Origin of the sequence: Cellulosimicrobium sp. JZ28 (genome assembly GCF_015327065.1) — a bacterium.
GTDB lineage: Bacteria > Actinomycetota > Actinomycetes > Actinomycetales > Cellulomonadaceae > Cellulosimicrobium > Cellulosimicrobium funkei.
Genome location: NZ_CP017660.1, coordinates 4337860 through 4351230 on the forward strand (window position 1 = coordinate 4337860; position 13371 = coordinate 4351230).

Sequence of the window (13371 nt, forward strand, 5' to 3'; positions counted from 1 at the left end):
CGGCACGACCTCCCTAGCCCGCTGGGTCGGGGTCCTCCGGCGCGGCGCCGGGGTCGTCGGACCGGTCGGCGCTCGCGCTGTCGATGGCCAGCTCGACGGCGTCGAGCAGGCGGTCGAGGCTCGCGTCGAAGGGCCCCTGCGGCGCGTCGAAGCCGCCCGCGACGTAGACGCGCGTCATGACGGGGTAGCGCTCGACGTCGAACCAGTCTTCCCAGAAGCTGCCGAGCGTCGTCCAGTACTCGTCGTTGCCCACGCCGGTCGCGTCGCGCTCGGTCCGTTCGGCGATCGTGGCGCGCGCGAGGCCCTGGACGTAGTTGTCGACGAGGCCGAGGGTGTCGACGACCTGCAGCTCGGAGAGGCCCGTGTCGACGATGGTCCGCAGCCCGGCCTCCTGGGCGTCGAGCACGTGCGGCGCGAGCGGGGCGCGCCACATGTTGGTCTGGAGGATCCACGGGTGGCGCAGGTAAAGGTTCCACAGCTCGTGCGCGTACTGCGCGAGCGCGGGGCGCCACGGGGCTCCCGCGGCGGGCAGGTCGAGCTCGGCGTACGCGCGGTCGATCATGAGGTCGACGAGCTCGGTGCGGCCGGGCACGTAGGTGTAGAGCGACATCGCCCCGACGCCGAGCTCGGTCGCGACGCGGCGCATGGACAGCGCGTCGAGCCCGCCCTCCTGCGCGACGGCGATCCCCGCCCGCACGACGTCGTCGAGCGTGAGGCGCGGCTTGCGGCCGCGCGTCGCGGGGGCCGGCGGGTCCCACAGGAGCGCGAGGCGGCGCGTGATCTCGGGGGTGCGGACGATCTCGGTGAACTGCGCGCGCGCGTGCTCGGCCGCCTGCACCGCGGAGGCGACCCCGGCGTCCGCGGCGGCCGCGACGCCGCGCGTCCGCACGGCGTCGTCGTTGCCCGCGGCGTCCTCGGGGTCCGGGGTCGCGGGCGGGGTCGGCGCGGTGGCCGACGGCGCACGGTCGGCCGCGCGGGCGTCGGTCGGGTCGGTCGTCACGTGCGTATCCTCCCCGACTTCCCGCGGGATCTCGCCTCCGGTGCCGTCGCGCGACGAAGGCTTGCCTTTTCCCGTACACCGTATGCTAGCGTGGTCGCTCCATTTCGGTACGGCGTACGAGAGGGTGGCTCCGGTGATCCGAGCCCGCGGCCTGACCAAGACCTTCCACCGCAAGAAAGAGACCGTCGAGGCCGTCAAGGGCATCGACGTCGACGTCCGGGAGGGCGAGCTGGTCGCCTTCCTCGGCCCGAACGGGGCCGGCAAGTCCACGACCCTGAGGATGCTGACGAGCCTCCTCGCACCGACCGCCGGGACCGCGGAGGTCGCCGGGTACGACGTCGCGCGCGACCCGGCGCGGGTCCGCTCGCGCATCGGCTTCATCGGCCAGGGCAACGGCGGCGGGTTCTCCTACCGCGTGCTCGACGAGCTCCACAACCAGGGCCGCTTCTACGGGCTGCCGCCCACCGAGTACACGCGGCGCGCCGCCGAGCTCCTCGACGCCCTCGACCTCGGCGGGCTCGAGAAGCGGACCGTGCAGTCGCTGTCCGGCGGCCAGCGCCGCCGCCTCGACGTCGCGCTCGGGCTGATGAACCACCCGCCGCTGCTCTTCCTCGACGAGCCGACCACGGGCCTCGACCCCCACGCCCGCGCGAACCTCTGGGAGCACATCGCGGCGATGCGCGAGCGCTACGGCATGACGATCGTGCTCACGACCCACTACCTCGACGAGGCCGACAGCATGGCGGAGCGCGTCGTCGTCATCGACCACGGGGAGATCATCGCCGACGCCACCCCGGACTCCCTCAAGCACGACCACGCGGACGACGTCATCACGCTCGCCGTGGTCCCGGCGCCCGGTGGCGGCGCCCCGGGGGAGGCGTCTCCGGGAACGGTGCCCGACGTCGTCGGCCGCGTCCGCGCGTCCCTCGCCGAGGACGCGGGCGAGGTCGCGACCACGACCGGCGCGGACGGCGTCGTGACGGTCCGCATCTCGACGACGCACGGCGCCGACCGTCTCCCGGAGGCCATCGAGGCGCTGCGCGTCGCGGGGCTGGCCGTGCGCTCGGCGGAGCTGAAGCAGGCGAGCCTCGACGACGTCTTCCTCAACCTCACCGGCCGCAGCCTGCGAGAGGAGGCCGCATGAGCACGCGGACCGACCTGGCGGGCGCGCGCGTCGGGGCACCGGCCGCCGGCACCGACACGGCGATGCGGACCGGCGTCGCGAAGTTCCTCGGCGACACGTGGGCCGTCTTCACGCGCGAGATCCTGCTCGTGCTGCGCGACCCGTTCACGCTGATCTTCTCGCTGCTGCAGCCGCTGATCTTCCTCGGCCTGTTCGGCCCGCTCCTCACGGGCGCGGTCGGCGGGTTCGGCGGCGGCGCGCCCGGGGCGGCGGGTCGACGGCCGAGACGCTGCAGTGGTTCGTCCCGGGCGTGATCGTCATGATCTCGCTGTTCGGCACGTCCATGAGCGGGTCTAACCTGCTCTACGAGATGATGACCGGCTCCTACGAGCGCGTGCTCGCGACGCCGCTCGACCGCTCCGCGATCCTCGTCGGGCGCTCGCTCAAGGAGTTCGCGCCGCTCGTCGTGCAGGGGCTGCTCATCGCGCTCGTGTGCGTCCCGTTCGGCTTCACGCTCTACCCGCTGCACCTGCTCGTCGGGCTGCTGCTGCTCGGGCTGTTCGGCATCGGGGTGGGCGCGCTGTCGATCGCGCTCGCGCTCGCCGCGAAGAACCGCGAGTGGCTGTTCTGGGGAGTGCAGCAGTCGCTGCTGTTCCCGCTGCTCATCCTCTCCGGCATGATGCTGCCGCTCGAGGCCGGACCGGCGTGGATGCGCACCGCGGCGCTCTTCAACCCGCTGACCTACATCGTCGACGCGGAGCGCGCGCTGCTCGCCGGGTCGTTCGCCGACCCCGACGTGCTGTGGGGCTTCGTCGCCGCGGCGGTGACGTGCGCCGTCGGGCTGTGGGTCGGCATCCGCCGCACCCGCAAGACGGTCTGACGGCTCACGCGGCGCGGCTGCGCGGGGTGAAGGTGTTTCCGGCGGGCGTGGTCGCCGTCCGTGGTGGGTGGGGGTCGTCCATGAGATCGTCGAGCGCAACCGACCACCAGGAGGACGACATGTCGTGGACCACGCCGGCGAAGAAGGCGGTCTCCGGGCTCGTGCTCGCGGTGATCGCCTGCGTGATCTTCTTCAGTGCCGCCGCCGTGGGTTCCTTCCTCACCGCCGTCGTCGTCGCCCCGGACGCTCCCGACGTCACCACACCTGTCCCGCGCGGCGCGCTCAACGCCCTCTACTTCTGCGGGTTCGTCCTCTTCCTCTGGGGAACCTTCCGGATGACGACGGCGACGTGGGAGATGATCGGGAGCATCCGCCGCCCCGCCGAGCCCGACCCCGCTCCCCGGCGCCGCGCGTCCCGGTGATCCCGGCGGCCCCGGGGCTGCCGTCGTCAGGCGCTCGTCGTCGCGCGGTCCGACGCCCACGGGACGGCGCGCCCCGTCGCGAGCGAGGCCCGCGCGTCGAGCACGCGCTGGTTGGTGCTGCCGCGGAACGCGAGCGTGAGGTCGCGGCGCGCGAGCTCGAACCGGCCGTCGACCAGCACGTCGACCTCGGCGAGCAGCGCGCGCTGGTCCGCGGTCCCCGCACGCAGCTCCTCGAACGTGTAGCCCGTCCAGCACCACACGTCCCGGCGGTCGCCGTGCTCGGCGCGCAGGCGGCGCACGAGCCGCAGGCACACGCCCGTGTTGAGGAACGGCTCCCCGCCGAGCAGGGACAGGCCCTGCACGGCGGGGTGCGCGAGGTCGGCGAGGACGCGGTCCTCCAGGGCGTCGTCGTACGGGCGGCCGTAGCGGAAGCTCCACGCGGCCTCGTTGAAGCAGCCCTCGCACGCGAACAGGCACCCGCTCACGTAGAGGGAGCAGCGCACGCCCTCGCCGTCGACCATGACGAACGGCTTGTAGTCCGCGACGTACTCCTGGCTGACGCGGTCCGAGCGCCAGCCGGGGCCGGGGGTGCGCGCCACGGTCACGCCGACGCCGAGCCCGGCAGGTGCTTCACGCGCGCGGAGATCTCCGCGTGGCGGCCGTGCACCATGGGGCGCTGCTGCGGGTTGCCGAGGTACCCGCACGTGCGCTTCACGACGTCGCACGTGCGCGGGTCGGCGTTGCCGCACGACGGGCACGCGAAGCCGCGCGCGGTCGGGTCGAAGTCGCCCGTGAACCCGCACGCGTAGCAGCGGTCGATGGGCGTGTTCGTGCCGAGGTAGCCCACGCGGTCGTACGCGTAGTCCCACACGGCCTCCAGCGCCCGCGGGTTCTGCTGGAGCACGGGGTACTCGCAGTAGTGGATGAACCCGCCCGACGTGTACCGCGCGTACTCGGCCTCGAAGTCGAGCTTCTCGAAGGGCGTCGGGCTCTTGCGGACGTCGTAGTGGAAGCTGTTCGTGTAGTAGTCCTTGTCGGTGATGTCGGGCACCGCGCCGAACCGCTCCCGGTCGAGGCGGCAGAACCGGTCGGTGAGGCTCTCGCTCGGCGTCGCGTAGACGCTGATCCGGTAGCCGAGCCGCGCCGTCCACCCGGCGGCGTGCGCGTGCAGGGACCGCAGCACGTCGAGCGTGAGCTCCTTGGCCCGCGGGTCGTGCTCCCAGGCGCCGCCGAAGAACGCGGCGGCGACCTCGTACAGCCCGATGTACCCGAGCGACACCGTGGCGCGGCCGTCGCGAAAGAGCCGGTCGACGTCGTCGCCGGGAGCGAGGCGCTCCCCGAACGCCCCGTGGACGTAGAGGATCGGCGCGTTGCCCGGCGTCGCCTCCTTGCAGCGCTCGATGCGGAAGACGAGCGCGTCGTGCACGGTCTCCAGGCGCTCGTCGAGCAGGCGCCAGAACGCGTCGAGGTCGCCGTCCGCCTCGAGCGCGATGCGCGGCAGGTTGAGCGTCACGACGCCCAGGTTCATACGGCCCTCGGAGACGTCCTGGCCGTGCTCGTCCTGCCAGCCCTGGAGGAACGACCGGCAGCCCATGGGCACCTTGAACGACCCGGTGAGCTCGACGATCTTGTCGTACGACAGCACGTCCGGGTACATGCGCTTCGTCGCGCACTCGACCGCGAGCTGCTTGAGGTCGTGGTTGGGGTCGCCGGGGTCGAGGTTCAGCCCGCGGCGCAGCGTGAAGATGAGCTTGGGGAAGATCGCGGTGCGGCCCTCGCTGCCGAGACCGCGGATGCGGATCTGGAGGATCGCGCGCTGGATCTCGCGCTCCAGCCAGCCCGTGCCGAGCCCGAAGCCGACCGACGTGAACGGCGTCTGCCCGTTCGACGTGAACAGGGTGTTGATCTCGTACTCCAGCGACTGCATCGCGTCGTAGATGTCCTTGCGCGTCTTCTCGCGCGCGTACTCCTCGTGCGCGGACTCGTCGGCGATCCACCGGCGCGCGTCCGCGAGGTGCTTCTCCAGGTTGCGCTCGGCGTAGGGAGCGAGGAGCTCGTCGATGCGGTTGACGGAGCACCCGCCGTACTGGCTGGAGGACACGTTCGCGATGATCTGGCTGATCTGCGCCGTCGCGGTCTGGATCGAGCGCGGCGGCTCCACCTGCGCGTTCCCGATCCGGAAGCCGCTCGAGAGCATCGACCGGAAGTCGATGAGGCAGCAGTTCGTCATGGGCGCGTAGGGGTGGTAGTCGAGGTCGTGGTAGTGCAGGTCGCCCTTCTGGTGCGCGTTCGCGACGTGCGGTGGCAGCATCCGCAGCCCGATCGCCTTGCCCACCGTCCCGGCCGTGAGGTCGCGCTGGGTGTTGAAGACCTCGCTGTCCTTGTTGGCGTTCTCGTTGACGACCGTCGAATCCTTGTCGAGCAGCCGCACGATCGAGTGGTTGAGGTCCGTCGCCCGGCTGCGCGCGAAGTCGCGCTGCACGCGGTAGTCGATGTAGGCGCGTGCGACGTCGTACTCGTGCGACTCGAGGAGCACGTGCTCGACGACGCCCTGGATCTCGTAGATCTTCACGGTCGCGTCGAACCGCGCGGCGATCTCCGCGTCGACCCGGTCGACGACCTCCGCCACGCGGCGGCGGTGCGTCGCCGTGAGGTCGCCGTGCACCTCCGCGAACGCCTTCGTCACGGCGGCGCGGATGCGGGCGTCGTCGAACGGCCGTCGCCGGCCGTCGCGCTTGAGGACCTCCAGCGTGGCGGTCGTGCGGTGCGGTGCTGCCTGGTCGAGCTCGATGGCGGTCATCGCTCGTCCCCTCTGCCCACCGGGTTCTCGCCGGCACGCAGGGGTTGCGCGACGGACCGTACCCCAACATGTGGGGTGTGAATCACGGCTGCACCACCATATCTAGTCCGACGATCGCGCGTGACGGCGGACGACGGCGCGCCGCGGGACGCCGTCGAAGGTCAGGACGAAGGTCCCGCGCGGCCGGGACGTGCGGCCGCGCGCACGGGGACTCCGCGCGGCCGGAACCGGCCCCTGCGGCGCTAGCCTCGGGAGGTGGCCCGACGTCCGCCCGGCTGGGTGCCGAACCAGCACGGCGCGTGGCCCATGCTCCTGCTGCCGTTCGTGGTCGGCACGGTGCGCGGCGCGCAGGACGCCGGGTTCCGCCCGGTGACCCTCGCGCTCGGCGCGCTCTGGCTCGTCGGGTACCTCGCCTACTCCGCGGCCGGACTGTGGCTGAAGTCCCGCCGCCGACCGCGCTACCGGCGCCCGATGCTCACGTACGGCGCGGCTGCGACCGTTCTCGGGACGGTCGTGCTCCTGCTCGACCCGGCGCTCGCGGCCTGGGCGCCCGCGTTCGTGCCGTTCCTCGCGCTCGGGCTGTGGGCGTCGGCGCGGCGCACCGAGCGGTCGGTCGCCGCGGGCGGCGCCCTCACGGTCGCCGCGTCGCTCATGACGGTCGTCGCCTACGCGGCGTGCCGGCCCGCGGGTGCGTCCGCCCTCGCCGTCCCGGCCGTCGTCTGGCTGGTCGCCGCGCTGCTCCTCGCGTACCTGTTCGGCACGGTGCTCTACGTCAAGACGATGATCCGCGAGCGCGGCGTGCGGTCGTACGTCGTCGCCTCGGTCGCCTACCACGCGGCGGTCACCGTCGCGGCGGGCGTCGTCGCCGTCGTGCACGACCCCACGTGGTGGTGGGCGACGGCGTTCCTCGCCGCCGCGACCGTCCGGGCGGCGGTGCTGCCGGGCCGACGGCTGAGCCCGCGGGCCGTCGGGATCGGGGAGATCGTCGCGACGGTGCTGCTGCTCGTCGTCGCGCTCGTCGTGCGGTAGGTCCGCTGTTCGGCAGGTCGTGCGGGGTTCGGCACCTCGTGCTGCCGAACGCGGACCGTGGGTGCCGAACGGTCGGAGGTGCCAGGTGGTTCACTGGCGCGATGGACGACGACGCGCCCCTCACCCTGCCCGCGCTCGGCGAGCGCGTCGAGGCGGTGTCGGCGCTGTACGCGCGCAAGTTCGGCGTCGACCGCGACCCGGACTGGTTCATGCTCAAGCTCACCGAGGAGGTCGGCGAGCTGACCCAGGCGTTCCTCGCCGCGACGGGGCGCACCCGCCCGCGCGGAGGCGCGGGGACGCCCGGGCCCGACGGCGGATCCTCGCCGCTCGCGGACGAGGTCGCCGACGTCCTGGCGCACCTGCTCCTGCTCGCGCGCTCCCAGGGTGTCGACGTCGAGGCGGCGGTGCGGCGGAAGTGGCTCGCGTGGGAGGCCGACCTGCCCTGAGCGGGCGCAGCGGCGCGGTCGCTAGGGTGGCGCCGTGACCGACCACCGCACCGACCCGCCCGTCGCCGCCGACGAGGTGACCACGCTGCGCGGCTTCCTCGACTTCCACCGCGACACGCTCCGCTGGAAGACGGCCGGGCTCGACGCCGCGGAGCTCGCGCACCGGCTGCGGCCGTCGTCGATGACGCTGGGCGGGCTGCTCAAGCACCTCGCGTTCGTCGAGTCGCAGTGGTTCTCGCAGGTGTTCCGCGGCGAGGAGCTCATGCCCCCGTTCGACACGGCGGACTGGGCCGACGACCGCGACTGGGACTGGACCTCCGCGGCGGGCGACTCGCCGGAGGAGCTGCGCATGCTGTTCGACCGCGCGGTCGCGGCCTCGGACGCGGTGCTCGACGCGGCGCTCGCGGACGGCGGGCTCGACCGGCTGAGCGCCCGCGCCGACCGGCACACGGGCGAGCGCTGGACGCTGCGCTGGATCCTCGTGCACCTGGTCGAGGAGTACGCGCGGCACAACGGTCACGCCGACCTGCTGCGCGAGGCGATCGACGGGACCGTGGGGGAGTAGCGCCGCGGTCGGTTGCCGCGGGGGCCGTCGCCCGGGACGATGGCGGACGTGACCGCCCCCGAGCAGCCCGCGCCCCGTCCGGTCCGTCCGCGCGTCGCCGCCGTCGTCCTGGTGGCGCTCGTCGTGCTGGGGGTGGGCCTGCTGCTCGCCGCGCTCTGGGCCGCGAGCCGCCCGACGTCGTTCGGCTGGTTCGCGTACGCGCCGGTCTCCGGGACGACGTTCGCGCCCGTGGGCGCGTACCCGCCGGGTGCCGCGGCGCTCCTCGCGGGAGCCGGAGCCCTTCTGGTGGGCGGGGCGGTCGGGTTCGTCCTCGGACGGCGCCGCGCCGCCCCGTCGCAGGAGACCTCGGCGCCCTCGCCAGCACCGTCCGACGGCCCCGGCCCCGGCCCCGGCCCCGGCCCCGGCCCTGGCCCCGGCTCCGCCCCGTCCGACGGCGGGACGGCACCGACCGCCTGACGCGCCACCACTGACGCCCGGTCCCCGCACGCCGCGGGGGCCGGGCGTCGTCGTGTACCCACCGCCCGACGGCAGGGCACTCCTCCGCGGCCCCCGCGTGCTCACCCCACGTTCCGGGGGGTGCTCCACCGCGGCCGGAGCCCGGATGGGTACCGGCCCCTGCGACGGACGGTGGAACCACCGACGACGACAGGAGGTGGATCGTGTACCAGCTCGGTACGACTCAGGCAGGGACCGTGCTCGCGACGACGGGAGCGATCGCGGGCTTCTACGTGGTGGGAGCCTGGACGCTCGTCGTGGCGGGGCTCGCGCTCGTCATGACGGCGCGCGTCCTGCGCAAGCGGCTCGCGGAGCACCGATGAGCGCGGCGACGCTCCCACGGGTGGTGGTCGTGGTCCCGGCGCACGACGAGGCCGCGGCCCTGCCGACGACGCTCGCGTCGGTCCGGGCGCAGACGCGTCCGGTCGACCGGGTCGTCGTCGTGTCCGACCGCAGCACCGACGCGACGGTCGAGACCGCGCGCCGCCTGGGCGCCGACGTCGTGGAGACGGTCGGCAACACCGGCCGCAAGGCCGGGGCGCTGAACCAGGCGCTGCGCGGGGTGGAGGCGGAGAACGTCCTCGTGCTCGACGCAGACACGACCATCGCCCCGACGTTCGTCGAGGACGGCCTCGCCCTGCTCGACGCGCGCCCGGAGCTCGGCGCGGTCGGTGGCGTCTTCCGCGGCACACCGCCGCGCTCGGTGCTGGAGCAGCTCCAGTCCGACGAGTACGAGCGGTACGGCGTGCAGATCAACGTGACCGGGCGGACGTCCGTCCTCACAGGCACGGCCGCGCTCGTGCGGACCGAGGCGCTGCGGGCGGTCGCGGCCGCGCGCGGGGACCGGCTCCCGGGGCGGCGCGGCGACGTGTACGACGTCGGCGCCATCACCGAGGACTCCGAGCTCACCCTCGCGCTGCGCACGCTCGGCTACGAGCTCGCGTCGCCGGTGCGGATGTCCTGCACGACGGAGCTCATGCCGACGTGCCGCGACCTGCACCGCCAGCGCGTCCGCTGGTACAAGGGGATGCTCGACAACCTGCGCGCGTACGGGTTCACGCGGGTCACCGCCCGGTACGTCGGGCAGCAGGCGATGCTCGTGCTGAGCACGCTCATGCTCGCGAGCCTCCTCGTCCTCACCGCGCTGACCGTCGTCGCGGGCACGTTCCGGGTGGTCCCGGCGTGGCTCGCCGTGGGCGCGGTCCTGGTGCTCGAACGGGTCGTGACGGTGTGGCGGAACGGGCCCCGGGGCCGGCTGCTCGCCGTGCTCGTGCTGCCCGAGCTGCTCTACGACCTGTTCCTCCAGGCGGCGTTCGTCCGGGCGTGCTTCCTCGCCGCGACGTCGCGCGACGCCGGGTGGCACCACGTGGCGCACGCGACCGAGGACGCCCCCGAGACCGGCCCCGCGAGCAGCATCGAGAACTCCGAGAGCTCGAAGCAGTTGACCTTGACGTGACGTCAACTTCTACCGTGGTCCCGGTGCCGCACGAGAGCACCACCGACGCACGGGAGGAGCGGGAGATGAGCACGACGGGCGCCCGCACGGCCGACTGGTCCATCCAGGAGGTCGCGCGCCTGGCCGGGACGACGAGCCGCACGCTGCGTCACTACGACGCGGTCGGGCTCCTGCCCCCGAGCCGGGTCGCGGCGAACGGCTACCGCCACTACGACGCCGACGCGCTCGTCCGGCTCCAGCGGATCCTGCTCCTGCGCGACCTCGGTCTCGGCCTCCCCGCGATCCGCGAGGCGCTCGACGGCCCGCCCGCCGGGCAGGGTGACGGGCCGCCGTCGGGCACCGCGCGGCGCGAGGCCCAGGTGCGGGCGCTGCGCGGCCACCTCGAGTGGTTGCGGGCGGAGCGGCAGCGGCTGGCGCGACAGATCGCGTCGGTCGAACGGACGATCACCACGATGGAAGGAGGTGGCGAGCTCATGGCGGACGACATGTTCGACGGGTTCGACCACACGCAGCACCGCGACGAGGTCGAGGCCCGCTGGGGGAAGGACGCGTACGCGCGGAGCGACACCTGGTGGCGCGGGATGTCCGACGACGACCGCGCCGCCTGGCAGGACCGCACGCGCGCGCTCGGCGCGGACTGGGCCGCCGCGGCCGCCCGGGGCGTCGACCCGACGTCCGACGCGGCGCAGCAGCTCGCGCGCCGCCACGTCGAGTGGCTCGGCGGCATCCCCGGCACCCCGGGTGCCGGCGCGGCGCCGGTCAAGGAGTACGTCGTCGGCCTCGGCGAGATGTACGTCGCGGACGAGCGGTTCGCGAGGAACTACGGCGGCGTCGAGGGTGCGACGCTCGTGCGCGACGCCCTGCGCGTCTACGCGGACGCCCACCTGTAGCCCCGGGCCCGGGCCGGGACCTCCGGCCCGGGCACGATCCGTTCGACGTCACTAGCCTGGAACCCCGGCGGGACACGGCGCCCCGCCGCCGCCAGGAGGCAGCCATGGCCACGACGTCGACGTCCACCGGCCCGGCCACGACCCGCAACGTCGCCCTCGTCGGGCACAGCGGCTCGGGCAAGACCACGCTCGCCGAGGCGTTCCTCCACCGTGCGGGCGCCGTCCCGCGCCCGGGCTCCGTCGCGGAGGGCACGACCGTGTGCGACCACGAGCCCGAGGAGGTCGCGCGCGGCATCTCCGTGAGCCTCGGCGTCGCGCACCTCGACTGGCGCGCGCCCGACGGCACGACCTACCAGGTCACGCTGCTCGACACCCCCGGCTCGCCCGACTTCGCGGGGTCCGTGGACGCGGCGCTCGCGGTGGCGGACCTCGCGGTCGTGGTGGTGAGCGCCGTCGACGGGGTGCAGTCGGGCACGGAGGAGGTCTGGCGACGGTGCGACGAGGCGGGGATCCCCCGCCTCGTCGTCGTCTCCCAGGAGGACCGCGCGCGGGCGAGCTTTCGCACCGTCCTCGCCGCGCTCCGGGCCGCGTTCGACGCGCCGTTCGCGCCGCTCGAGCTCCCGCTCGGGGAGGAGCAGACGCTGCACGGCGTCGCCGACGTCCTCACCGAGCGCGCCCGCGAGTACGGCGGCGGCGGGGCGCAAGGGGTCTGGCAGGGCCACGACGAGGAGGTCCCCGCCGACGTCCGCGACGAGGAGCACGCGCTGCACGACGAGGTCGTCGAGGAGATCGTCACGCACGACGACGACCAGCTCGAGGCCTACCTCGGGGGCGACGAGCCGGGCCCGGCCGACCTGGAGCGCACGCTCGCGCACGAGGTGCTGACGGGCGAGGCTGTGCCGGTGCTGCTCGCGTCCGCCGTCACCGGCGTCGGGGTGGACCGCGTCCTCGACCTCGTGTGCGAGCTCGGGCCGTCGCCCGCGGACCGCCCGGCCATCGTCGCGCTGCCCGACGCCGCCGGGTCGGGCGAGGCAGTGACGTCCGAGGTCGTGGCCGACCCCGCGGGCGACGCCCTCGTCCACGTCTTCCGGACCGTCGTCGACCCGTTCGTCGGGCAGGTGTCCGTGTTCAAGGTGCTGTCCGGGACCGTCGCGACGGGCGACCGGCTCGTGAGCACCGCGACCGGCGCGGACGACCGCGTCCACGGGCTCTTCCGGCTGCGCGGCCGCGAGCACCTGGCCGTCGACCGGGTCGTCGCGGGCGACGTCGCCGCCGTCGCGAAGCTCTCCGCCGCGTCGACCGGCACGCTCCTCGCGGGCCGCCGGATGCCCGTCGCGGCGCGAGACCTGCCACCCCGGCCACCGGTGTACACGCTCGCGCTGCGGCCCGTGTCGCAGTCCGACGACGACAAGCTGTCCGCCGCGCTCACCCGGCTGCGCGCCGAGGACGCGACGCTGCACGTCGACCTCACCGGCTCCCAGGCGGTCCTCGGCGGCCTCGGGGACACGCACCTCGCGGTGGCGGTCGAACGGCTCGAACGGTCCTTCGGTGTCCGCGTCACGACCGAGCCCGTCCAGGTCGCCTACCGGGAGACGATCACGCGCGCCGTCGAGGTCGAGGGCCGCGTGAAGAAGCAGTCCGGCGGGCACGGGCAGTTCGCCGTGGTGCGGCTGCGCGTCTCCCCGCTCCCGCGCGGCGAGGGGTTCGCGTTCGTCAGCTCCGTCGTCGGCGGGTCGGTGCCGCGCCAGTACCTGCCCGCGGTCGAGCGGGGCGCGCGCGAGGCCATGGAGAGCGGCGGGCCGCACGGCTACCCCGTCGTGGACCTGCGCGTCGAGGTCCTCGACGGCAAGGCGCACTCCGTCGACTCGTCCGACATGGCGTTCCGCACCGCGGGCGGCGTGGGGGTGCGCGAGGCGCTCGCCACGGCCGGGACGGTCGTGCTCGAGCCCGTCTCCGCGGTGACCGTGACCGTCCCGCCCGACGCGCAGGGCGACGTCATGGGCGACCTCTCCGCGCGGCGCGGCCACATCACCGCGACCGACTCCCTGCCCGACGGCCGCGTGCGCATCGACGCGCTCGTGCCCGAGGCCGAGCTGACCCGCTACGTCCTCGACCTGCGCTCGATCACGGGCGGGCGAGGGTCGTTCACGGCCGCGCCAGACCGCTACGAGGTGCTCCCCGGCGGCGTCGGGGCGAGTCGCTAGGCCGGGCCCTCTCGACGGGCGGTGCTCCACGGTCTTCGACCCCGCGCAGAGAAGATCCCCC

13 protein-coding genes and 1 pseudogene are annotated in these 13371 nt (G+C 74.2%); 11 read left to right on the forward strand and 3 right to left on the reverse strand.

Annotated features, from left to right (window positions below; genetic code table 11):
- Positions 1–13: 13 nt before the first annotated feature.
- A complete protein-coding gene (locus tag BJP59_RS19420) occupies positions 14–1000 on the reverse strand; it encodes a TetR/AcrR family transcriptional regulator (protein WP_194521806.1) in 987 nt (328 codons plus the stop codon).
- A 133-nt stretch (positions 1001–1133) separates the two neighbouring features.
- Between BJP59_RS19420 and BJP59_RS19425 the strand changes: the two genes are divergently transcribed.
- From BJP59_RS19425 to BJP59_RS19435, 3 genes and pseudogenes are all read left to right on the forward strand, one after another.
- Positions 1134–2144, forward strand: coding sequence for an ABC transporter ATP-binding protein (locus tag BJP59_RS19425; RefSeq protein ID WP_228485197.1), 1011 nt, complete (start codon positions 1134–1136; stop codon positions 2142–2144).
- Positions 2141–3003, forward strand: a pseudogene (locus tag BJP59_RS19430) (ABC transporter permease). The gene BJP59_RS19425 and the pseudogene BJP59_RS19430 overlap by 4 nt, the downstream one beginning before the upstream one ends.
- Before the next feature lie 119 nt (positions 3004–3122).
- On the forward strand, positions 3123–3425 hold the full coding sequence (locus BJP59_RS19435; RefSeq protein WP_021483462.1) for a hypothetical protein: 303 nt from the start codon (positions 3123–3125) through the stop codon (positions 3423–3425).
- A 26-nt stretch (positions 3426–3451) separates the two neighbouring features.
- On the opposite strand, the gene nrdG is transcribed toward BJP59_RS19435, so the two are convergent.
- Both nrdG and nrdD read right to left on the reverse strand, forming a co-directional pair.
- Positions 3452–4024 (reverse strand): anaerobic ribonucleoside-triphosphate reductase activating protein, encoded by a 573-nt coding sequence (nrdG, locus tag BJP59_RS19440; protein WP_194521808.1) that lies wholly within the window; start codon positions 4022–4024, stop codon positions 3452–3454.
- Positions 4025–4026: 2 nt separating this feature from the next.
- Complete coding sequence (nrdD, locus tag BJP59_RS19445; protein WP_194521809.1) at positions 4027–6225, reverse strand: anaerobic ribonucleoside-triphosphate reductase; 2199 nt, start codon at positions 6223–6225, stop codon at positions 4027–4029.
- A 255-nt stretch (positions 6226–6480) separates the two neighbouring features.
- Here nrdD and BJP59_RS19450 point away from each other — a divergent pair, with 255 nt between their 5' ends.
- From BJP59_RS19450 to BJP59_RS19485, 8 genes are all read left to right on the forward strand, one after another.
- A complete protein-coding gene (locus tag BJP59_RS19450; RefSeq protein WP_194521810.1) occupies positions 6481–7254 on the forward strand; it encodes a YwiC-like family protein in 774 nt (257 codons plus the stop codon).
- A 101-nt stretch (positions 7255–7355) separates the two neighbouring features.
- Positions 7356–7700 (forward strand): MazG nucleotide pyrophosphohydrolase domain-containing protein, encoded by a 345-nt coding sequence (locus tag BJP59_RS19455; protein ID WP_222128473.1) that lies wholly within the window; start codon positions 7356–7358, stop codon positions 7698–7700.
- A gap of 34 nt (positions 7701–7734) precedes the next feature.
- Positions 7735–8265 carry a DinB family protein gene (locus tag BJP59_RS19460; RefSeq protein WP_043652923.1) on the forward strand — a complete coding sequence of 177 codons (531 nt, stop codon included), beginning with the start codon at positions 7735–7737 and terminating at the stop codon, positions 8263–8265.
- Between the two features lie 48 nt (positions 8266–8313).
- Positions 8314–8721 carry a hypothetical protein gene (locus BJP59_RS19465; RefSeq protein ID WP_194521811.1) on the forward strand — a complete coding sequence of 136 codons (408 nt, stop codon included), beginning with the start codon at positions 8314–8316 and terminating at the stop codon, positions 8719–8721.
- A gap of 203 nt (positions 8722–8924) precedes the next feature.
- Positions 8925–9083 (forward strand): hypothetical protein, encoded by a 159-nt coding sequence (locus BJP59_RS19470; RefSeq protein ID WP_009861736.1) that lies wholly within the window; start codon positions 8925–8927, stop codon positions 9081–9083.
- A complete protein-coding gene (locus BJP59_RS19475) occupies positions 9080–10216 on the forward strand; it encodes a glycosyltransferase family 2 protein (RefSeq protein WP_194521812.1) in 1137 nt (378 codons plus the stop codon). The genes BJP59_RS19470 and BJP59_RS19475 overlap by 4 nt, the downstream gene beginning before the upstream one ends.
- A 65-nt stretch (positions 10217–10281) precedes the next feature.
- Complete coding sequence (locus BJP59_RS19480; protein WP_194521813.1) at positions 10282–11106, forward strand: MerR family transcriptional regulator; 825 nt, start codon at positions 10282–10284, stop codon at positions 11104–11106.
- A 104-nt stretch (positions 11107–11210) separates the two neighbouring features.
- Entirely contained in the window at positions 11211–13310 is a 2100-nt protein-coding gene (locus BJP59_RS19485; RefSeq protein WP_194521814.1) for an elongation factor G, read from the forward strand.
- Positions 13311–13371: the final 61 nt, after the last annotated feature.

Bases quoted from the DNA above. Each gene is read 5' to 3' on its own strand.
- BJP59_RS19435 (WP_021483462.1), top strand. From the start codon at position 3,123: ATGTCGTGGACCACGCCGGCGAAGAAGGCGGTCTCCGGGCTCGTGCTC.
- nrdD (WP_194521809.1), bottom strand. From the start codon at position 6,225: ATGACCGCCATCGAGCTCGACCAGGCAGCACCGCACCGCACGACCGCC.
- BJP59_RS19455 (WP_222128473.1), top strand. From the start codon at position 7,356: ATGGACGACGACGCGCCCCTCACCCTGCCCGCGCTCGGCGAGCGCGTC.
- BJP59_RS19475 (WP_194521812.1), top strand. From the start codon at position 9,080: ATGAGCGCGGCGACGCTCCCACGGGTGGTGGTCGTGGTCCCGGCGCAC.
- BJP59_RS19480 (WP_194521813.1), top strand. From the start codon at position 10,282: ATGAGCACGACGGGCGCCCGCACGGCCGACTGGTCCATCCAGGAGGTC.
- BJP59_RS19485 (WP_194521814.1), top strand. From the start codon at position 11,211: ATGGCCACGACGTCGACGTCCACCGGCCCGGCCACGACCCGCAACGTC.